17 protein-coding genes and 1 pseudogene are annotated in these 20,978 nt (G+C 55.4%); 17 read left to right on the top strand and 1 reads right to left on the bottom strand.

Annotated features, from left to right (window positions below; all coding sequences use genetic code 11):
* Window position 1: 1 nt before the first annotated feature.
* The 7 genes from carB to KNP76_RS01130 all read left to right on the top strand — a co-directional run bounded on the left by carB (window position 2) and on the right by KNP76_RS01130 (window position 8,018).
* On the top strand, window positions 2-3,202 hold the full coding sequence (gene carB, locus KNP76_RS01160; RefSeq protein WP_214842191.1) for a carbamoyl-phosphate synthase large subunit: 3,201 nt from the start codon (window positions 2-4) through the stop codon (window positions 3,200-3,202).
* Window positions 3,199-3,918: a dihydroorotate dehydrogenase electron transfer subunit gene (locus KNP76_RS01155; protein ID WP_034806414.1), complete on the top strand. Its 720-nt coding sequence runs from the start codon at window positions 3,199-3,201 to the stop codon at window positions 3,916-3,918. Before carB ends, KNP76_RS01155 begins: the two co-directional genes overlap by 4 nt.
* A complete protein-coding gene (locus KNP76_RS01150) occupies window positions 3,915-4,841 on the top strand; it encodes a dihydroorotate dehydrogenase (protein ID WP_214842189.1) in 927 nt (308 codons plus the stop codon). The genes KNP76_RS01155 and KNP76_RS01150 overlap by 4 nt, the downstream gene beginning before the upstream one ends.
* The gene (pyrF, locus tag KNP76_RS01145; protein ID WP_214842187.1) at window positions 4,816-5,520 is read left to right on the top strand and encodes an orotidine-5'-phosphate decarboxylase; all 705 of its coding nucleotides are present in this window, start codon (window positions 4,816-4,818) and stop codon (window positions 5,518-5,520) included. Before KNP76_RS01150 ends, pyrF begins: the two co-directional genes overlap by 26 nt.
* Complete coding sequence (pyrE, locus tag KNP76_RS01140) at window positions 5,504-6,130, top strand: orotate phosphoribosyltransferase (protein WP_214842185.1); 627 nt, start codon at window positions 5,504-5,506, stop codon at window positions 6,128-6,130. Before pyrF ends, pyrE begins: the two co-directional genes overlap by 17 nt.
* Window positions 6,131-6,234: 104 nt before the next feature.
* Entirely contained in the window at window positions 6,235-7,065 is an 831-nt protein-coding gene (locus KNP76_RS01135) for a DUF4097 family beta strand repeat-containing protein (RefSeq protein WP_214839428.1), read from the top strand.
* Entirely contained in the window at window positions 7,065-8,018 is a 954-nt protein-coding gene (locus KNP76_RS01130; RefSeq protein WP_251137275.1) for an FUSC family protein, read from the top strand. Before KNP76_RS01135 ends, KNP76_RS01130 begins: the two co-directional genes overlap by 1 nt.
* 196 nt (window positions 8,019-8,214) lie before the next feature.
* Here the strand turns inward: KNP76_RS01130 and KNP76_RS01125 are convergent, their stop codons facing one another.
* Window positions 8,215-9,903 (bottom strand): Rqc2 family fibronectin-binding protein, encoded by a 1,689-nt coding sequence (locus KNP76_RS01125; protein WP_034806400.1) that lies wholly within the window; start codon window positions 9,901-9,903, stop codon window positions 8,215-8,217.
* Window positions 9,904-10,059: 156 nt separating this feature from the next.
* On the opposite strand from KNP76_RS01125, the gene gmk reads away from it, so the two are divergent.
* From gmk to pknB, 10 genes and pseudogenes are all read left to right on the top strand, one after another.
* Window positions 10,060-10,683, top strand: a complete 624-nt coding sequence (gmk, locus tag KNP76_RS01120; protein ID WP_081825825.1) for a guanylate kinase — start codon at window positions 10,060-10,062, stop codon at window positions 10,681-10,683.
* Window positions 10,683-10,892, top strand: a complete 210-nt coding sequence (rpoZ, locus tag KNP76_RS01115; RefSeq protein WP_034806394.1) for a DNA-directed RNA polymerase subunit omega — start codon at window positions 10,683-10,685, stop codon at window positions 10,890-10,892. Before gmk ends, rpoZ begins: the two co-directional genes overlap by 1 nt.
* A 59-nt stretch (window positions 10,893-10,951) precedes the next feature.
* Complete coding sequence (gene coaBC / locus KNP76_RS01110; RefSeq protein WP_214842183.1) at window positions 10,952-12,142, top strand: bifunctional phosphopantothenoylcysteine decarboxylase/phosphopantothenate--cysteine ligase CoaBC; 1,191 nt, start codon at window positions 10,952-10,954, stop codon at window positions 12,140-12,142.
* Entirely contained in the window at window positions 12,139-14,463 is a 2,325-nt protein-coding gene (gene priA / locus KNP76_RS01105; protein ID WP_034806386.1) for a primosomal protein N', read from the top strand. Before coaBC ends, priA begins: the two co-directional genes overlap by 4 nt.
* An 11-nt stretch (window positions 14,464-14,474) precedes the next feature.
* Window positions 14,475-14,900, top strand: a pseudogene (def, locus tag KNP76_RS15760) (peptide deformylase); the annotation flags it as partial.
* Window positions 14,889-15,860: a methionyl-tRNA formyltransferase gene (gene fmt / locus KNP76_RS01100; protein WP_256440919.1), complete on the top strand. Its 972-nt coding sequence runs from the start codon at window positions 14,889-14,891 to the stop codon at window positions 15,858-15,860. The pseudogene def and the gene fmt, both read left to right, overlap by 12 nt.
* Before the next feature lies 1 nt (window position 15,861).
* Window positions 15,862-17,190, top strand: a complete 1,329-nt coding sequence (gene rsmB / locus KNP76_RS01095) for a 16S rRNA (cytosine(967)-C(5))-methyltransferase RsmB (RefSeq protein WP_034808980.1) — start codon at window positions 15,862-15,864, stop codon at window positions 17,188-17,190.
* 2 nt (window positions 17,191-17,192) lie between these two features.
* Complete coding sequence (rlmN, locus tag KNP76_RS01090) at window positions 17,193-18,278, top strand: dual-specificity RNA methyltransferase RlmN (protein WP_214842181.1); 1,086 nt, start codon at window positions 17,193-17,195, stop codon at window positions 18,276-18,278.
* A gap of 8 nt (window positions 18,279-18,286) precedes the next feature.
* On the top strand, window positions 18,287-19,021 hold the full coding sequence (locus KNP76_RS01085) for a Stp1/IreP family PP2C-type Ser/Thr phosphatase (protein WP_034808987.1): 735 nt from the start codon (window positions 18,287-18,289) through the stop codon (window positions 19,019-19,021).
* Between the two features lie 5 nt (window positions 19,022-19,026).
* Window positions 19,027-20,970, top strand: coding sequence for a Stk1 family PASTA domain-containing Ser/Thr kinase (pknB, locus tag KNP76_RS01080; RefSeq protein ID WP_214842179.1), 1,944 nt, complete (start codon window positions 19,027-19,029; stop codon window positions 20,968-20,970).
* Window positions 20,971-20,978: the final 8 nt, after the last annotated feature.

Below are 20,978 nucleotides of genomic sequence, written 5' to 3'. Positions count from 1 at the left end.
CATGCCAAAACGACCAGATATTCAGAAAATCCTCGTCATCGGATCAGGCCCCATCGTCATCGGACAGGCGGCAGAATTTGACTATGCTGGTACACAGGCATGTCTTGCCTTGAAAGAAGAAGGCTACGAAGTCATCCTCGTCAACTCGAACCCCGCTACGATCATGACCGACCCGACGACGGCGGACCGTGTCTATATCGAACCGCTCGAACCGGAGTTCGTCGAACGGATCATTCGTCAAGAGCGTCCCGACGCGCTTCTCGCCACACTCGGTGGCCAGACCGGACTCAACTTGGCGATGGAACTGGACCGTCGCGGTGTCTTGGCGGACTGCGGTGTCGAATTGCTCGGGACGAAACTGTCGGCCATCGAACAAGCGGAGGACCGGGAACAGTTCCGCGACTTGATGTACAAGCTCGGCCACGGGGTACCGGAAAGCGAGATCGTCCAGTCGCTCGACGCGGCCTGGGGCTTCGCGGAGCAAATCGGGTATCCGATCATCATCCGTCCGGCGTACACGCTCGGAGGAACCGGTGGCGGGATCGCCCATGACCGGGCGTCGTTCGAGCAAATCGTCGAGTCAGGTCTCAAGGCGAGCCCGGTGACACAAGTGTTGCTCGAGAAGTCGATCGCCGGGATGAAAGAAGTCGAATATGAGGTCATGCGCGACTCGAGCGACCAGGCGATCATCGTCTGTGCGATGGAAAACTTTGATCCGGTCGGGGTCCATACGGGCGACTCGATCGTCTTCGCCCCGACTCAGACGTTGTCGGATCGCGACTATCAGATGCTCCGTAGCGTCTCGCTCGACATCATCCGCGCCCTCGGCATCGAAGGGGGATGCAACATCCAGTTCGCCCTCGACCCGGACAGCTTCACGTACTACGTCATCGAAGTCAACCCGCGCGTGTCGCGCAGTTCGGCGCTCGCCTCGAAAGCGACGGGCTACCCGATTGCCAAGCTCGCGGCCAAGGTCGCCGTCGGCTATAAGCTGTCGGAGCTGAAGAACCCGGTGACGGAGACGAGTTACGCCTCGTTCGAACCGGCGCTCGACTACGTCGTCGCCAAAATTCCGCGCTTCGCCTTCGACAAGTTCGAATCGGCTGACCGCCGTCTCGGCACGCAAATGAAAGCGACTGGGGAAGTGATGGCGATCGGGCGTAACGTCGAAGAGGCGCTCCTCAAGGCCGTCCGCTCACTCGAACTCGGGATAGAGGACATGGCCGTGCCGCGACTCGCACAATTGAGTCAACATGAACTTGAACGCGAGTTGACGACGCCGACCGACGAGCGGTTATGGATGCTGTATGAGGCGCTTCGTCGCGGGTATTCGCCAGAGCAGTTACATGAGTTGACGAAAATCGACCGCTTCTTCCTGTCGAAACTCGCCCGCATTTGGCAACAGGAAGCGACGCTCCGGCGTGAACCGCTCACACCAGCCAGCCTCGTCGAGTCGAAACGACTCGGCTTCAGCGACAAGATGATCGCCCGGATCGTGAACGAGAATGTGGAGACGATCACATCGCTCCGGAACGACTGGGGTGTCCGGCCAGTGTATAAGATGGTGGATACGTGTGCCGCCGAGTTCGCCTCGGAGACGCCGTACTTTTATGGGACGTACGAAGTCGAGAACGAGGCCGTGAAGACCGAAAAACCGTCGATTCTCGTCCTCGGCTCGGGTCCGATCCGCATCGGACAAGGCGTCGAGTTCGACTATGCGACCGTCCACTCGATTCAGACGATTCGTGACGCGGGCTATGAAGCAATCATCATCAACAACAACCCGGAGACGGTGTCCACCGACTTCTCCATCTCGGACCGGCTCTACTTCGAACCGCTCACGACCGAAGACGTGCTCGAAGTCATTCGGAACGAACAGCCGCTCGGCGTCATCGTCCAGTTCGGCGGTCAGACGGCCATCAACTTGGCGGCCTCGCTCGAAGCGGAAGGCGTCAAGATTTTAGGGACGTCACTCGAGGACCTCGACCGCGCCGAAGACCGGAAAGCGTTCGAGGCGACGTTGACAAAAGAAGGACTCGCCCAGCCACCAGGGAAGACAGCGGTGACGGTCGAAGAAGCCGTCGCCTGTGCCGACATGCTCGGCTATCCGGTCCTCGTCCGACCGTCCTACGTGCTCGGCGGACGGGCGATGGAAATCGTGTATGAGCAGTCGGAGCTCGAACGCTACATGCGCCATGCCGTCGTCGCCTCAAAAGAGCGCCCGGTACTCATCGACCGCTACTTGACAGGCATCGAGATTGAAGTCGACGCCATCTGTGACGGGACGGACGTCTATATCCCGGGCATCATGGAACATATCGAGCGGGCTGGCGTTCACTCGGGCGACTCAATCGCCGTCTATCCACCACAGCGACTCTCTGACGAGTTGAAACGACAAGTCGTCGACTACACGATTAAACTTGCCAAGGCGTTCCGCATAAAAGGGCTGCTCAACATCCAGTTCGTCTATGCCGACGACTTATACGTCATCGAGGTCAATCCACGGGCGAGCCGGACCGTCCCGTTCATCTCGAAAGTGACAGGCCTCCCGGTCGCGCGCATCGCCACGCAGGCGATTCTCGGGACGAGTTTGAAAGACCTCGGGCTTGGGACCGGCTTGCATCCGGAAGCGGACGCCATCTCGGTCAAAGTACCGGTATTCAGTTTCGCAAAACTAAAAGAAGTCGATCCAACGCTCGGGCCGGAAATGAAGTCGACCGGTGAAGTCATGGCGACCGACCGGACGCTCGAGAAGGCGCTGTATAAAGGGCTCGTCGCCGCCGGCATGACGATTGCCTTGAAAGGGAACGTCCTGTTGACAATCGCCGATCAAGATAAAGCCGAAGCGCTCGACATCGCGCGGCGGTTCCATCGTCTCGGATTCCGATTGATGGCGACGAGCGGTACGGCACACGCTCTCGAGCAAGCGGCACTTCCAGTAAAACGGGTCGGGAAAATCAGTGAGGAAGGCGAGACGATGCTGAGCGTCATCGAACGTGGTGTCGACATCGTCTTGAACACGACGACACGCGACGCCCTCACGACGAAAGACGGGTTCATCATCCGTCGGGCCGCGGCCGAGCAAGGGGTGCTCTGCCTGACGTCGCTCGATACGGTGAAGGCGCTGCTCCAAGTCATCGAGAGCCTCTCGTTCCAGACGACGAGCCTGCCGGCATTCACCGAGTTCGGAGTGACCGTATGAGACAGTTCGCAACCGTATTGTCGAATCATCCAATCGCAAAAGGGGCGATGGAGATGAAAGTGTCGGTCGAGGACAGCGTGATCGCGCCAGGGACGTTCTTCCATGTGAAGACGTCCGAGTTACTCCGGCGCCCGCTGTCGGTCGCGAACGTCGAGGGGGACGTCGTGACCTTCCTATACAAAGTCATCGGGAAAGGGACACAAGACCTCGCTGCACGACGGCCGGGTGACGTATTAGACGTCCTCGGTCCGCTCGGCAACGGGTTTCCACTCGAACAGACGGGTAAGCGTGTCGTCCTCGTCGGTGGTGGCATCGGCGTGCCGCCGCTATATTATACGAGACGGCTGCTCACGGAACGGGGGATTGAAACGATTGCGATTCTCGGGTTTGATACAAAAGAAAGTGTGTTCTATGAAGAGGCGTTCCGTGCGCTCGGGGAGACGATCATCACGACGGTCGATGGTTCCTACGGGGAAGCCGGATTTGTGACCGGTCCCCTCGCAGACATCGAGGCCGACGTCTTGTTCAGCTGTGGGCCGGAACCGATGCTCAAGGCGGTCGCGGCGTCGCATATCAAAGAGCGCTTCGTCTCAATTGAAAACCGGATGGGATGTGGCATCGGGGCGTGCTTCGCTTGTGTGTGCGAGGCGCCTGGCGGTTATGTCAAAGTGTGTAGCGACGGGCCAGTGTTCCGAGCAGAGGAGGTGACGCTATGAGGTTACATGTCAGTTTACCTGGGCTTCAATTAAAGAATCCGATCATGCCGGCATCCGGTTGTTTCGGTTTCGGGGAAGAGTTCGCGAAATTATATGATTTATCGATGCTTGGCGGCATTATGATCAAGGCAGCGACGGGCGAGTCACGGTTCGGTAACGCGACGCCGCGCGTCGCTGAGACGGCGGAAGGAATGTTGAACGCAATCGGGCTTCAAAATCCCGGTGCTGAAGCGATTGTTTCGGACAAACTTCCGTTTCTCTCAACGTTCGATACCGAGATTATCGCGAACGTCGCCGGTTCAACGCCGGAAGAGTACGTGTACGTCGCCGAGACGATGAGTGCGGACCCGACTGTGAAAGCGCTCGAACTGAACATCTCGTGCCCGAACGTGAAGTGTGGCGGGATGCAGTTCGGGACCGATCCGGTCATGGCGGCCGAACTGACCCGTCTCGTCAAAGCGGTATCATCCAAACCGGTATACGTCAAGTTGTCACCGAACGTCACGTCCATCACGAACATGGCGAAGGCGGTTGAGGCGGCCGGAGCCGATGGCATCACGATGATCAATACGCTCGTCGGCATGCGCATCGACGTCACGACGGGGACACCGATTCTTGCCAACCGCATCGGGGGTCTATCAGGGCCTGCCATCAAACCGGTCGCGATTCGGATGGTATACGAAGTTGCCCAGGCCGTCGATATCCCCATTATCGGCATGGGCGGCGTGCGGACGGTCGATGACGTGCTCGAGTTCATCTATGCGGGCGCATCGGCTGTCGCCGTCGGGACGGCAAACTTTGAGAATCCGTACGTCTGTCAAGAAATTATCGAAGCGTTACCGCACAGACTTGACGAACTCGGAATCGATCATATTTTAGACGTGAGGGGGAAAGCGTATGAACAGATTGTATCTCGCACTTGATGTCGAAACGGCGGATGATGCGTTTCGTTTATTACAGCGCATCGAGGCACGACCGGCCGTAAAAGTCGGCATGGAGCTGTTCTATCGCGAAGGAGGGCGATTCGTCGAACGGCTCGTCGGCGAAGGGTATCCGGTGTTTTTAGACGTCAAAGTCCATGATATTCCCGAGACGGCACGCCGGACGCTGCGCCAAATCGGCCGTCTCGGTGTCGAATTGACGAACGTTCATACACTTGGGGGCGAGACGATGATGCGTTACGCCTTAGAGGGATTGCGTGACGTGAATGACACGACGCGATTGATTGGGGTCACTCAGCTCACGTCGACCGATGAACGGATGCTCGCCGATGAGCTACACATTCGCGATGGGCTCGAACAGGCCGTCCTCAGGCAGGCATCGATGGCACAACGGGCGGGGCTCGACGGGGTCGTCGCATCGGTCCATGAAGCCGAGGCGATTCACCAAGCGCTCGGCTCAACCTTTTTGACGGTGACGCCGGGTATCCGACTGAACGAGGCAGCCGACGACCAAGTACGCGTCGCCACGCCTCAGGCAGCCCGCGACGCCGGCGTGTCCGCCATCGTCGTCGGCCGACCGATCACCCGATCCGTTGACCCGAACGCCGCTTACACACATTACCTTAACGAATGGAGTAGAACGTATGAAACAAATCGCTGAAGCATTGCTAAAGATTGAAGCCGTGACACTCTCGCCGGAGAACCCGTACACATGGTCGAGCGGACTGAAAAGTCCGATCTATTGTGACAACCGCTTGACGCTTAGCCATCCCGAGGTTCGGAACTTGATTGTCGACGCGCTCGTCGAAGCGATTCGACCGCTCGACGTCGATGTCATCGCAGGGACGGCGACAGCGGGGATTCCGCATGCGACGCTTGTTGCCGACCGTCTTGGGTTACCACTCGTCTATGTCCGTTCAAGCGCGAAAGGTCATGGCAAAGGGAATTTAATCGAGGGCCGGTTCGAACGAGGGGCTCGTGTCGTCGTGATTGAAGATTTGTTGTCGACCGGGGAATCGAGCATCAAAGCCGCTCGAGCGGTCGAGACAGCGGGCGGCGAAGTCGTGAAGATTCAAGCGATTATCTCGTACAGCTTGAACCGTCTCGCCATCAACCTGTTGGACTCTGGCCTAACTGCGGATGCACTGACGACCTTATCAGATTTGCTTGATGTCGCCGTCGATCAACAACTCATCCGTGAAGATGAGGCCGCTTCTTTACATGATTGGCGAACGGACCCGACAAGTTGGAGTGAACGCGTCACATCATAATCCATTCTTCTAAGAATCCACCTCCGGGCGGATTCTTTTTCTTTGTGCATCATGACATACTGAACGTGTTAGAATAGGGAAAGCAGATGAAGAAGGAGATAGATATGGCGTACTCTAGAATGAAAGGGAAGTCATGGAAAGCCCGGTTTCAAGACGTCCCGAAACATCGTAAAATCACGTTCGGTCTCGTCCTCCTCGTCCTCCCCGTCCTCTTTTTCGTGAACTTATTCGTATTTAGCGACGTGTTGGCCCTTGGAGACAAATACGAGGACCGCTACCAAATGAAGAAGCTGCGGCTTGAGACGGCGCATGGCAATGTCGAGTTCGTCCGTAGCACGAATGAAAAAGTCCAGGTCGAGGTGTTACAGACGAACTCGAAGGAACGGACGGTAAAAGTGAAGGCGGTCGGGGATACGATTTCAATCGTCGAGCGGTTCGGGCGCTTCAGCCAGTTCGGGAGCCGACCGAGCGATTCGCCGTCACGTTATAAAATCCGCGTCGCCTTGCCAAGTTCGATGACATCCATCGATGTGACGGCCGAACAAGTGACGGGACAAGGGTTGATTGCGAAATCCATCGTTTTGGATGCGAATGCGGTTAATCTGACGAAAGTCGAATCGGACCGGTTGCGTGTCGAGACGCGGAGTGATGTGACGCTCGAGACGGTCCGGGTCGTCCAAGCTGATATCCGATCTTACCGGGAGGCGTCCGTAAGTGACATTGTCGTCAATCAGGCGTTGACGGTTCAGACGGAGGCTGGTGCGCTTACATTCGAGCCGCGCCATGCGACTGGACAAGTGAACGTCGATACGGGTGGCAGTGTGACCGCGAGTGATCGCTACAACGAGCTGGGTGATGGGGTGTATCAGCTGTCCAACTCAAATCGTCCGACCATCCATTTAATCGCGGAGACAGGGAAGGTTGAATTGAAATGATGGATAAGCGATATATCCCGAAAGTCGGTCTCCGGACGTTGAAGACGGGTATTGCCGTCGCCATCACCATCGCGTTGTCATGGTATGTATTCGGTATTTATTCCGGTATGGGTGCAATCGCTGCAGTCGTTGCGATGCAGCCGACCGTCAAACGTTCGTCAAAAATCGTCTTCAGTCGAATCTTCGGGACGATGGTCGGACTGATGTGTGGCCTCCTCATCGTCTATGCGTTCGGTGTCAACCCGATCTCAATCGGACTCGCCGTCATCGTCGCCTTGACGCTGAACACGACGTTCGATAAGACGCATATGTCGACGTACGCCGCGTTCGCCATCGTCCTCATGCTCGAGAATCCGACGACCGACTTCTTCCACTACGCGTGGACCCGGTCGTTATTGACCGCGGTCGGTGTCTTCGTCTCACTCGGTGTGAACTATGCGTTCATGCCGCCGCGTTACGAGGAGCGACTCCTCGGCGAGATTCGGAAGACGTCGTCTTATATGTTCCATCATTGGCGTGAACTCGTCGGTTCGCCGGCCGAACTGCTCGAGACGAGGGCCCGCATCCTCGGTCATCAAGAACTGCACATGATGCTACAAGAGGACATGAAAGTCACGAACGTGAAGTTGAAGCATTTAACGATTAAACAATATCGGTTGTTGATTCACCTTGAGGACAAGCTCGTCCTCTTGCTCGAGAGTTTAGCGGAACATCGCGAGGCGCTCTTATTGATGGATGAGGAGGATCGAAAGACGTTCGAGGCCGAGTTTTTATATTTACTCGCCCATCACCATGACATCCTCTATACGTGTGATAAGCCGTACTCGCTGTTCACGTTGCCCCATGAAGACTTATCCGTCTCAGAAATCTTGCACGGGCACTTGCTTGACTACCATGAACAGCTTGAGTTGTTCAAACATGACCCGAAACAAACACAGGCTCCGTCGCGATGACGGAGCCTGTGTTCATGATTCATAAAAATGCTCGTCCTCTCGGCGCCTACGCTTTCCTCAGGCAATCCCGGAGCCGCATCGCGACATGAAGTCGCTGCTGGGTCTCCGTCGCATCACCCCAGGAATGGAGGGTGCCAGCGAAGGCAATACTAAGAATCTACACAAACAAGACCACGTCATGCGACGTGGCCAATGCTCATTGCTGGAGTGATTTGACGAGCCGCTCATCCGGCGTGACGTACACCGTCTGCTGATCCGTGTAGATGACGAACCCGGGCTTCGCGCCGCTCGGTTTTTTCACGTGGCGCGCTTTCGTGTAGTCGACCGGAACCCCGCTCGAGGCACGCGCCTTCGAGAAGTAGGCGGCGACCGTCGCCGCCTCGAGGAGTGTCGTCTCGTCCGGTTCAACCGAACGGATGATGACGTGGGAGCCTGGAATGTCTTTCACGTGAAGCCAAATCTCGTCACGTCGTGCGAATTTGAACGTCAAATGGTCGTTTTGCGTGTTGTTCTTCCCGACATAAAACTCCGTGCCGGTCGACGAGACGTACCCTTCGAGGGCAATCTTTTTCGTCTGTTTCTTCTTTTGCGCCTTTTGACGGATATACCCGCCTTCAGCGAGTTCTTCTCTAATTTCGATAATGTCAGACGGCGCGGCGACATCGAGTTGCGCGATCAACGTCTCCAAATAGACGATCTCAGCTTCGTTCAACTCGATTTGCTTTTGCACCTCGACTTTTGCGACTTTCAATTTGTTGTATTTCTTATAATAGCGTTGCGCGTTCTCGTTCGGTGTCTTGAGCGGGTCGAGTGGGATGTCGATCATGGCACCGTCCTCGTCATAATAATCGACGACGTGAGCGACGGTCATCCCTTTCTCGAGTTGGAATAAGTAGGTCGTCAACAGCTCGCCATACTTTTGGAGCTCATCGGACCGTTCCGTCGCCTTCAAATCATCGAGCAGACGTTTTCGTTTCAACTGATTTTTCTCGAGCTCGGATTTGAGCAACCGTTCGACATCGTGCGCCTGCTGTTTGACGCGGTCGCGGTTCGCTTTCTCATAGAAGAAGCGGTCGAGCACGTCTTTACTCGAGTCATACGTCTCTTCTGACATGACGTCACCGAACGTCAAGCGGACGGGAGCGAACCGTTCTTTTCCGGAGGCGAGCTGTTGGAAGACGTATTCGCCTTCAAGGTCAGCAATGACACTGTCAAACGCCGCCTCGAGACTCGCGCGGTTAGGCGTTTTGGCCCGATAGACGATTTCTTGTGCGATTTGTGGGCTCATCCCGGCGAAACTTGAGACGAGCTGTTTATCGAGCTTGCCTGCATTCCAGTCGATGCGTTTTAATCCTTCCACTCGTTCTGTCAGCGGGTCGCATTTGTCTTGAGCGGGTGGCAACAAGTACTCGCTACCCGGCATGATTGTCCGGTACGTGTTTTGGGACGGTGGTAAATGTTTGATGGCGTCTAAAATTTTGCCGTCCTCATTCGTCAAGACGACGTTCGAGTGACGCCCCATCAATTCGATATATACCCGTTTGTTCTCCTCGTCACCGAGCTCGTTTCGCGAACGGACCGAAATGACGATGACACGGTCACGGCCGACTTGTTCGACAGCCGTGATAAATCCACCTTCGATATGTTTTCGTAAAATCATGCAAAACATCGGAGGTTCTTGCGGATTTTTAATTGCGGTATCAGTCAATTGAAGTCGGGCGTACATCGCGTTCGCTGACACGAGCAATTGTACGTTCTGTCGATTCGATCTCACTTGCATCATCAAGTCGAGCGCATACGGCTGGTGGACGCGGTTGATTCGTCCACCGACGAGCGCCTGAAGTTCCGTCACGACTCGGTATGTCATTAATCCATCATATGCCACTAGTCTCATCACCTTTGTTCTTTTTCTGTCTCTACGTTATCAGATTAACGGAAAATATGGTACGATGAAGTAGGAAATCCGAACTTCTTCTTGCCGTAACAATCGGTGGACTGCTATTATTATGAAATGTGATGTTAGAAGATGGAGGGCAATGCATTGAATTTTAAAGAACGAGGTTTATTAATCGTCTTGTCCGGTCCAAGCGGTGTCGGCAAAGGAACCGTTTGCCGCGTACTCCGTGAGGAAGAGGATAACAACCTTCAATATTCTGTATCGGCGACGACACGGAAACCACGTGAAGGTGAGATTGAAGGAGTGCATTACTTCTTTAAAACGAGAGAACAGTTTGAAGACATGATTGAGCATAAGCAATTGCTCGAGCATGCCGAGTTCGTCGGGAACTATTACGGGACACCGGTCGAGTGGGTACGCGAAACGCTCGAAGGTGGGAAGGACGTCATTTTAGAGATTGAAGTCCAAGGTGCGTTCCAAGTGAAGGAACGCTTCCCGGAAGCCGTCTTTTTATTCTTGGCCCCGCCGAGCCTGCAAGAGCTCCGCAACCGCCTCGTCGGTCGAGGTACGGAATCGGAAGAAGTCATCAAACAACGTCTGCTCGTCGCTCGTGAAGAAATCGAATTGATGGATGCCTATGATTACGTTGTGACCAATGATGAAGTCGAAAAAGCGATTGAACGCATCAAAGCGATCGTGACGGCCGAGCATTGCAAACGTGAACGTGTCGCGTCTCTCTATAAAAAAGCCATGATGGAGGTCATTTAATGTTATACCCTTCGATTGATGCCTTACAACGTACAATCCCGTCGAAGTACACGATCGTGACGGTCGCTGCTAAACGGGCCCGTCAAATTCAGGACGGAAAAGCTCCGAAAGTTGCCGCGCCAAAATCGTATAAGCCGGTCGGACAAGCGCTAGAAGAACTGTATTCGGGTGACACGACAATCATCGCGAACGAAAAGAACAACGGATGAAGTGTGACCCAAGTCGTTTGCGACTTGGGTCTCATTGTCTATAAAGGGGAGAATGGTGAATGGTGAACGATCGGAACATCTTGCTTTGTGTGAGCGGTGGGATCGCTGCTTACAAGGCGTGTGCACTCACGTCGAAACTCGTACAAGCGGGCGCGAACGTGCGCGTCGCCATGACCGCATCTGCCGAGCAGTTCGTCGGTCAAGCGACGTTCCAAGCGCTCAGCCGGAATCCGGTCTATACGGATGTGTTCGAAGAACATGACCCGACAAAAATCGCGCACATCGACGTCCCGGATACGAGTGACTTGATCGTCGTCGCACCAGCGACGGCGAACATGATTGCAAAGCTCGCGAACGGGTTAGCGGACGATTTTATCACGACTTCGATTTTAGCGGCGACGTGTCCGGTCATCATCTCGCCGGCGATGAACGTCAACATGCTCGACCATCCGGCGACGCGCCGTAACATCGAGACGCTCAAATCATACGGGTATCAAATCATTGAACCTGGCGTCGGCAACCTCGCCTGCGGTTGGATTGGCGGAGGACGTCTGCCGGAACCGGAAGACTTACTGCGCATCATCGCGAGCCAATTCGTCCCAAAACATCTCCTCGGTAAACGCGTGCTCGTGACAGCCGGCCCGACGGTCGAACGGATTGATCCGGTCCGGTTCCTTTCGAACGACTCATCCGGGAAGATGGGTGTCGCCCTCGCCGAGGCGGCCCGGGATATGGGCGCCTACGTCACGCTCGTGCACGGGCCGCTTCAAATCCCGATTCCCGACGGCGTGACCGCGCTCCCCGTCGAGTCGAGCGCGGAAATGCTCGAGACGGTGCTCGCACATTTCGACGACCAGCACCTCGTCATTAAATCGGCCGCGGTCGCCGACTATCGACCGACGACCGTCCATGCCGAGAAACATAAGAAAGTCCATGGGCCGTTGACGATCGAGCTCGAAGAGACGACAGATATATTAAAGACGCTCGGGATGAAGAAAAGGGACCAAATACTCGTCGGTTTCGCCGCCGAGACCGAGCAGCTCGAGACGCATGCCCGCGCCAAACTCGAGAAAAAGCGTGTCGATTATCTCGTGGCGAATCACGTGGCGACACCGGGCATCGGGTTCGGGGCAGACGAGAACGAGGTCACCCTCTTCCGTGCGGACGGCTCGGTTCACCGGCTACCGCGCCAATCGAAACAGGAGTTGGCGCATGCGCTGTTGCTTCAATTTAAGGAAGCGATTCGATGATTGCACACGTCCACGTCGATGCACCGGTCATCACGATTGACCGGCCGTTCGATTACGAAGTGCCGGTCCAGTTCGAATCGCTCATCGAGCCGGGGATGCGTGTCTCGGTCCCGTTCGGAACGCGGCGACTCCTTGGAATCGTCACCGGTCTGTCCGAAGGGACCCGGGACGGGCTCAAGCCGCTCGAGGCACTTCTTGATGAGGAATCGTCCTTGACCGATGAGCTGCTCGATTTGTCGACCCACGTGAAACAGACGACGCTCTGTTTCCGATCATCAGCCTTACTCGCCATGCTCCCGGCCGCGCTCAAAGTCAGCTATGACAAAGAGATTAAAGGCGAAGTGCTCCCGGAAGGGGTTCGGGCCGGTACACATTTGTCGGAATATCCGAAAGACGTCCAGTCCGTCATTCTCGATCTCGCCAAAAAAGGCGAGCTCTCGTTGTCACCTGTATTAAAAGAAAAACGGACCGTGAAGACAGACCTCGTCATCGAACGATTGGATGCGAGTGTCGTTCCGGCCCGGGCGAAAAAGCAACAAGAAGCGATGCGTCTGCTTGAAGACGTGCCCCGCATGTATTGGTCGTCGCTCAGGCAAATCGGCCTGTCACGGGCACAGCTTCAAAAACTCGAGGCGCTCGGCGCCGTCCGGGTGACCGAGGTTGAATTGAATCGTGACCCGTACGCCTTGATTGAGCAAGTGACCGAGACGGTCGAGTTAAACGACAGTCAGACGGTCGCCGTGAGAGCGATTCGTGAAGCGGAGGCCGGGGAGACGCTGTTGTTGCATGGCGTGACAGGGAGCGGAAAGACTGAAGTATATCTCGAAGCGATTGGCCAAGTCGTCGATGAAGGCAGACAAGCGATTTTACTCGTCCCGGAAATCAGTTTGACCCCAATGATGGTGAAGCGATTCAAACGCCGTTTCGGGGACCGCGTCGCTGTGCTCCATAGCGCGCTTTCCCAAGGAGAGAAATACGACGAATGGCGTAAAATTAAGCGCCGTGAAGTCGACGTCGTCGTCGGGGCCCGTTCGGCCGTATTTGCCCCGCTCGAGAACATCGGGCTCATCATTTTAGATGAAGAGCATGAGACGACGTATAAGCAAGAAGAGAACCCGCGCTATCATGCGCGGGACGTGGCGATTTGGCGGGCCCGCTATCACGGCTGTCCGGTCGTGCTCGGCAGTGCGACACCGTCGCTCGAGTCGTATGCACGGGCGCAACGCGGCGTCTATCGCTATCTTCATTTGAAAGAGCGTTACGGTGGTAAGATGCCGCCGGTGCACATTATCGATATGCGGCGCGAACTCGCACGAGGCAACACGACGATGTTCTCGGAAGATTTGTTTGTCGCCATCAACGACCGCATCGCGAAAAAAGAACAATGTGTCATCTTGCTCAACCGGCGCGGGTTCACGACGTTCGTCATGTGTCGGGATTGCGGGGAGGGACTGACGTGCCCGCACTGTGCCGTCAACTTGACGTATCATCAACACGGCGATCGATTGAAGTGTCACTATTGTGGTTATGAGATGGGGATGCCATCCAAATGTCCATCGTGCGACAGTAAAAAAATTAAACAGTTCGGTACCGGTACCCAGAAAATCGAGACGGAGCTGCTCAACCGCATCCCGGACGCGAGAATCATCCGAATGGACCAAGACACGACGTCACGCAAAGGAGCGCATGAACAACTGCTGAAACGGTTCGAGGACGGCGAGGCCGACATCTTGCTCGGCACGCAAATGATTGCCAAAGGGCTCGACTTCCCGAACGTCACGCTCGTCGGGGTACTCGCGGCCGATGCGACGCTCGGCATGCCGGACTTTCGGGCGACCGAGCGCACGTTCCAACTCGTCACACAAGTGGCGGGCCGTGCCGGTCGAGGTAAGCTTCCGGGAGAGGCGTACGTCCAAACGTACAACCCGGAGCATTACGTCATCGAGACGGCGAGTGAACATGACTATGAAGCATTTTATGAGCAGGAGATGCGACTGCGGCAAGTCGGGACGCATCCACCGTATTGGTACGTCACGCTCGTCACGATCGCGGCCGAGAACCCGCTCGTCGCGCAGACCGAGGCCGAGCAGTTCGCCGAAGACTTTATGAACATGCACATCGACCAATCGCGATTGAACGGACCGATGCCGGCGCCGCTGTCAAAATTGAAAAATATGTATCGCTATCAGCTGTTCATCAAGACGAAACAGCCCGAGTCGCTCTATCCGGCGCTCGCCACGCTCCAACAGGCACGGGCGAAAGCGATAAGCAAAAAAGAATATCAATTGAGTATCGATGTAAATCCATACGTATTCATGTGAGGTGGAACTTGATGTATAAAGTAGTAGAAGTACCAAACGAGATTTTACGGGTCGTCTGTGAGCCGGTGACGAAGTTTGATAAAAAGTTGCGTCAAACGGTCGACCGTCTGTTCGACACGATGTACGAGTATGACGGGGTCGGCGTCGCCGCGCCGCAAGTGAACTTGAACCAACGTCTCGCCGTCGTCCATACGGATGACGAGACGGGACCGCTCGTCTTGATTAACCCGGAGATCATCGAGACGTCGGGTCAAGAAGTCGGGCTCGAAGGCTGTTTGAGCATTCCGGGTGAATTCGGTTTCGTCGAACGCCATGAGACGATTGTCGTCAAGACACAAGATTTAAAAGGGCGCGAGCAGCGCGTGAAAGCGAGCGGTTTTTTCGCTCGAGCGATTCAACATGAGATTGACCACTTAGATGGTGTGTTGTTCACGGATAAGCTCGCCGTTCCGGATAAAGGGACGGACAAGCGAATCGTCTTCATGGGAACGCCGACGTTTGCCGTATCTGTGCTTGAGCGCCTGCTCGAAGAAGGATACAATGTCGTAGGTGTCGTCTCGCAACCGGATAAACCGGTCGGCCGCAAACGTGAATTGAAACCGACACCGGTGAAAGCGTGTGCGCTTCGCCACGACATCCCGGTGTTGCAACCGGAAAAAGTTCGCACCGATTATGCGGACATCCTCGCGCTCAAGCCAGACTTGATCGTGACGGCCGCATATGGACAAATCGTCCCGACGGAGCTGTTAGAGGCACCGCCACACGGCGCCATCAACGTTCACGCTTCATTGCTACCAAAGTACCGCGGCGGGGCGCCGATTCACCAAGCAATTCTCGATGGAGAGCGCGAGACGGGCGTCACGATCATGTATATGGTCGATAAGCTCGACGCGGGTGACATGATTGCGAATACGATCGTGCCAATCGAGGAGACGGATACGGTCGGCACACTGTTCGACAAGCTCGCCGTTTCTGGCTCTGACTTGTTGATTCGGACGCTACCGGCATTTTTGGCAGGCTGGATTGAAGCAGTGCCGCAAGACGAGCAAGACGTCACGTTCGCGCCGAACATCAGTCGCGAGCGGGAAGCGCTCGACTGGACGCAACCGGGCGAAACGATTTACAACCATATCCGCGGGATGAACCCGTTCCCGACCGCCTATACGACGATTGCCGGAGAACGCGTCAAAGTGTTCGCGAGCGAGAAGACGACGGGCAGCGGGGAAGCGGGCACGATCGTCCGCCTCGAGGAGGACGGATTTGTCGTCGCGACCGGAAATGATGTCGCCATCAAAGTGACGTTGTTACAACCGGCTGGAAAAAAACAAATGGACGGTGCCACGTTCATGCGTGGAGCTGGACAGAAACTGCAAGTGGGCGACCAATTAGGAGGATGACATGAACGTAAGACAAGCAGCGCTTGATACGCTGATTAAAATTGAACAAGGCGGGGCCTATTCGACGATTGCCGTCAACGATTTGTTGAAACAAAAGAAGTTGGCCCCGAAAGATGTCGGCCTCTACACAGAACTCGTCTACGGGACGCTCGGGCGGAAACGGACGCTCGATTATATTTTAGAGAAACGGATTCAGAACCCGAGGAAGCTCGACCGTTTCGTTTTGCCGTTGTTGCGCATGAGTGTGTATCAACTGTTTTATCTCGACAAAGTGCCTGACCGCGCCGTCTTGCATGAGGCGGTCGAAATCGCGAAAAAGCGTGGCCATTCGGGCACCGGTAAATTCGTGAACGGCGTACTCCGAAACGTGCTTCGCGACGGATTCCCTGATTTGTCGACATTGCCGGACGTGGAACGCATCGCCATCGAACATAGCCATCCCGATTGGCTCGTCGCCGATTGGGTCGATACGTACGGCGTCGAAGCGACAGAGGCGATGTGTAAATTGAACAATGAGCCGGCACCGGTCACCGTCCGGGTCAACCGGAAACAGACGACCGTCGAGGCGGTGATGAACCGTTTAGCCGACGAAGGGGTACTGACGTCACGTTCCGAGTTGTCAGAAGACGGGCTCGTCATCGAATCGGGGAACGTCCACGCGACATCCTTGATTGATGAAGGGTTGCTCTCCGTCCAAGATGAGAGTTCGATGCTCGTCGCCGACGCGATCGGTGTCGACGCGAATGATGACGTGCTCGACGCATGTGCCGCCCCGGGCGGTAAAGCGATGCATACGGCCGAACGGATGGACGGTGGCTCGCTCACGGCGCTCGACTTGCACCCGCACAAAGCAAAATTGATTGAACGCCAAGCGAAACGTCTTCAGATCGATGGAGTGACCGCACTTGCCCTCGATGCGCGTAGCGCCGGAGACAAGTTCGAACGAGAGAGCTTTGACCGAATTTTGCTCGACGTCCCGTGTTCAGGGTTAGGCGTCATTCGCCGGAAACCGGACATCAAGTGGACAAAAGACAAAGCCGGACTCGCAGGGCTACCGAAAGTCCAGCGGGAAATTATCGACGCTGTCTTGCCTCTCTTAAAACGAGGTGGTACGCTAGTGTACTCGACATGTACAATCGACCCGTCTGAGAATGAGCAGCAGGCCGACTATATCTTGTCGAACGGATTGACGTGGGATGACACGCTCCGTGAGCGACTCCCGCACGCTGTACGTTCGATGGTGCCATCGGACCGTGCTGAACTTAAATTACTCCCGACGTCGTTCGGGACGGACGGCTTCTATATCGCCGCATTCAAGAAAGAGGTATAAACATGAATCCAAAAGCAGTTGAAAAAAATCCATTGGTCGGTGCCAAACCGTCACTTTATTCCCTCACGTACGCAGAGCTCGAACAGTGGCTCATCGAGGCAGGAGAAAAGTCGTTCCGCGCGAAACAGTTATACGACTGGATGTACGTCAAGCGGGTGACATCGTTCGACGAAATGACGAACGTCTCGAAACCGCTCCGCGAGAAATTAGATGCGGCGTTCCAATTGACGACACTCAAAGAACTCGTCCGTCAAGAGTCACAGGACGGGACAATCAAGTTCTTGTTCGAGCTTCAAGACGGTTATTCCATCGAGACGGTGCTCATGCGCCATGAGTACGGCAACTCGGTCTGTGTCACGACCCAAGTCGGCTGCCGCATCGGCTGCACGTTTTGTGCCTCGACGCTCGGCGGTTTGAAACGTAACCTAGAAGCCGGTGAAATCACGGCCCAGGTGCTCGACGTCCAACGCGCGCTCGACGCGAGCGGTGAACGTGTCGACTCGATCGTCGTCATGGGAATTGGCGAACCGTTCGATAACTACGACGAATTGATGCGCTTTTTGCGCACGGTCAACCACGACGACGGCTTGAACATCGGTTCACGCCACATCACGGTGTCGACGAGTGGGATCGTACCGAAAATCTACAAGTTCGCCGATGAAGGGATGCGTATCAACTTCGCCATCTCGCTTCACGCGCCGACGACGGAAATCCGGACACGCCTCATGCCGATCAACCGGGCCTACAACTTGGATAAGTTGATGGAAGCCGTCAATTACTATACGGAGAAAAGCGGTCGCCGCATCACGTTCGAATACGGTTTATTTGGCGGCGTCAACGACACGGAAGAGCACGCGCATCAACTCGCCGACTTGTTGAAAGGCGTCAAATGTCACGTCAACTTGATTCCGGTCAACCACGTACTCGAGCGTGACTACGTCCGCACACCGCGTAAACAAATTTTTGCCTTTGAAAAAGTGCTCAAAGATCGAAAAGTGAACGTGACGATTCGTCGCGAACAAGGTTCGGATATCGATGCCGCTTGTGGGCAGCTTCGAGCGAAGGAGCGCGAACAAGAAACGAGGTAATGGGAAAGATGGAATTAGCCTATCGAACCGACCGTGGGCAAGTGAGGACGCAAAACGAGGATGCCGTTCTGATTTTAGGGGACGAGCACGCCGGAATCGCCCTCGTTGCCGACGGGATGGGCGGGCATGAAGCCGGGGAAGTCGCGAGTGAACTCGTCATCGAACAGTTCCGACGCGCTTTCCCGACGCTTCCGGCCACGCCGATGGAAATGGAGCAGTGGTTCCGCGACAACGTGGAACTAGCCAATGAACAAGTGCTCGCCTTTTCAAAACAGTCGAACCTCGTCATGATGGGGACGACGATTGCCGGGGTGTGCTGGCACGATGAGACGATCGTCATCGTTCACGTCGGGGACAGCCGCGTCTACGCGTTACGCGACGGGGCGCTGCATCAGTTGACCGAAGACCATTCTTACGTCAACGTCTTGAAACAGCTCGGTGAACTGACCGAGGAAGAGATGCGGGTCCATCCGAAACGGAACATCATCACGCGCGCGATTGGTTCGAACGAGCACGTCGAACCTGATTTACAAGTATTTGCCGAACCTGAATTCGACACGATCTTAATCTGTACGGACGGGTTGACGAATCACTTGACGGATGAAGATATTTTGCTCGTGCTCGAACGTCCGATTTCTGCTGACGTCAAAGCCGATCAATTGATCAATCAAGCCAACCGCTTGGGCGGAAGCGACAACATTACCGTCGCTATCGTCCAATTTACAGATAGAAAGAGAGGATGAATCCGATGCGAAGCGGAGAACGAATTAACGATCGTTATCGGATCGAACAGCAAATCGGCAGCGGGGGTATGGCAAATGTCTATCGGGCCCACGATGAGATTTTGAACCGTACTGTCGCCATCAAAGTGTTACGATCTGAATTCTCGCATAACGAACAGTTTATCCGACGGTTCGAACGAGAAGCCCACGCGGCAACTAGCCTCAACCATCCGAACATCGTCGCCATCTATGACGTCGGGGATGAGCAAGACATCTATTATATCGTCATGGAACATGTCGATGGGATGACGCTCAAACAATACTTGCAAGAAGAATACATATCTGTCGAAGAGGCGTTACGCATCATGGGACAGATTTGTGATGCAATTGACCACGCCCATGCGAACCGAATCATCCATCGCGACATCAAACCGCAAAACATGATGATCGACCAAAACGGGAACGTGAAAGTGACCGACTTCGGAATCGCCGTCGCCATGTCGAACGCGACGCTCACGCATACGATGTCGGTGCTCGGCTCGGTCCATTACTTCTCACCAGAGCAGGCACGTGGAAAGTTCGCCGACGAGAAATCGGATATTTATTCGCTCGGTGCCGTGTTGTACGAACTCGTGACCGGACGTGTTCCGTTCATCGGAGAGACACCGGTCGCCGTCGCACTTCAGCATCTGCAAGACGACCCGATTCGACCGATGGACTTGAACCCGAAAATTCCGCAAGCGCTCGAGAACTGTATCATGCAGGCGCTCGCGAAATCGCCTGGCGCACGACACACGTCGGTCGCCTCATTCAAGAAAGACTGCATGACTTCTCTCGATCCGGCGCGCGCGAACGAGCCGAAACGAGTGAATGCGGAACAAGATGCGTTCGACCAGACGCTGGTCATGGCACCGGTCGTCGCGGAAGAGACGACGCCACCGAGCGAGCAGCCGTCAAAACCGGTCGCACCGGTCGAACCGAAACCGGACGCCAAGAAGCCGAAGAAACGCAAATGGTGGCTCTGGTTATTGCTCGCGCTGTTACTCATCGGCGGTGGAATCGGGGCGTATGTCGTCGCAGACGAGATGTCACGGTCCGTCGTACCTGACGTCGTCGGAATGACTGAAGACGAGGCGACGACAGAACTCGAGGCTTCGGGCTTCGTCGTCGATGTGACGGAACGGGCTAGTGACAACATCGAAGCTGGTAACGTCATTTCACAAAATCCACCGGCCGGACGGAAGCCAAAACGCGGTACGACGGTCACGCTCGTCGTCTCGGCAGGGAAAGAGACGGTCCGGATGCCGGACGTCGAAGGGTTGTCCCAGTCGGCGGCAGAGCGAACGTTAAAAGACTTGGACTTCACGGATATCGACATCCAAAAAGAAGCTTCGGAGACGGTCGATAACGGAGATGTCATCTCACAATCGCTCGCTCCGGGCGAAGAAGTCGTCCCGTCAGAAGTGACGGTCACGCTCGTCGTGTCGACGGGCAGCAATAAAATCGAACTTGCCAACTTGGCCGGTTACACGTTCGAAGAAGCGACGACGTACGCCGAACAAAACAACTTGAAAATCGTCAAGCGTGACGAGTATTCGACGAGCGTACCTTCGAACCAAATCATCCGCCAGCTGCCGACAGCAGGCACGGCCGTTGACCCAGGTACGGAATTGACGGTCATCGTCTCGCTCGGTGTCGAACCGACGGATGCGTCCATCGAACGAGAAGTGAGCGTTGAGATTGAACCACCGGCAGAAGGCGAGACGCCTGAGCCCGTCGAGGTCGTCATTCGGACGGTCGATGCGCGTGGCGAGATTGAAGTGCTCCGTGATAAGATAACGGAGACGACGACATACTCCTATACGCTCGTCATCGCGCCTGACGAAGTCGGGACGGCGACGATTGAAGTCGATGGGGAAGTCGTTCGGACCGACACGGTCACGTACGCCCAAGCGAAGGATGCACAATAACAAAGAGG

Source organism: Exiguobacterium sp. s150, from assembly GCF_018618435.1.
In the GTDB taxonomy this organism is placed as follows: Bacteria; Bacillota; Bacilli; order Exiguobacteriales; family Exiguobacteriaceae; genus Exiguobacterium; species Exiguobacterium alkaliphilum.
This window is presented reverse-complemented; position numbering and strand designations above follow the sequence as displayed.

Excerpts from the sequence above, each read along its gene's own strand:
- KNP76_RS01135 (WP_214839428.1), top strand. The coding sequence starts at position 6,235 with ATGGCGTACTCTAGAATGAAAGGGAAGTCATGGAAAGCCCGGTTTCAA.
- coaBC (WP_214842183.1), top strand. The coding sequence starts at position 10,952 with ATGGTGAACGATCGGAACATCTTGCTTTGTGTGAGCGGTGGGATCGCT.
- rlmN (WP_214842181.1), top strand. The coding sequence starts at position 17,193 with ATGAATCCAAAAGCAGTTGAAAAAAATCCATTGGTCGGTGCCAAACCG.
- KNP76_RS01130 (WP_251137275.1), top strand. The coding sequence starts at position 7,065 with ATGGATAAGCGATATATCCCGAAAGTCGGTCTCCGGACGTTGAAGACG.
- priA (WP_034806386.1), top strand. The coding sequence starts at position 12,139 with ATGATTGCACACGTCCACGTCGATGCACCGGTCATCACGATTGACCGG.
- rsmB (WP_034808980.1), top strand. The coding sequence starts at position 15,862 with ATGAACGTAAGACAAGCAGCGCTTGATACGCTGATTAAAATTGAACAA.
- pknB (WP_214842179.1), top strand. The coding sequence starts at position 19,027 with ATGCGAAGCGGAGAACGAATTAACGATCGTTATCGGATCGAACAGCAA.
- rpoZ (WP_034806394.1), top strand. The coding sequence starts at position 10,683 with ATGTTATACCCTTCGATTGATGCCTTACAACGTACAATCCCGTCGAAG.
- pyrE (WP_214842185.1), top strand. The coding sequence starts at position 5,504 with ATGAAACAAATCGCTGAAGCATTGCTAAAGATTGAAGCCGTGACACTC.
- KNP76_RS01085 (WP_034808987.1), top strand. The coding sequence starts at position 18,287 with ATGGAATTAGCCTATCGAACCGACCGTGGGCAAGTGAGGACGCAAAAC.
- KNP76_RS01155 (WP_034806414.1), top strand. The coding sequence starts at position 3,199 with ATGAGACAGTTCGCAACCGTATTGTCGAATCATCCAATCGCAAAAGGG.
- KNP76_RS01150 (WP_214842189.1), top strand. The coding sequence starts at position 3,915 with ATGAGGTTACATGTCAGTTTACCTGGGCTTCAATTAAAGAATCCGATC.
- pyrF (WP_214842187.1), top strand. The coding sequence starts at position 4,816 with ATGAACAGATTGTATCTCGCACTTGATGTCGAAACGGCGGATGATGCG.
- carB (WP_214842191.1), top strand. The coding sequence starts at position 2 with ATGCCAAAACGACCAGATATTCAGAAAATCCTCGTCATCGGATCAGGC.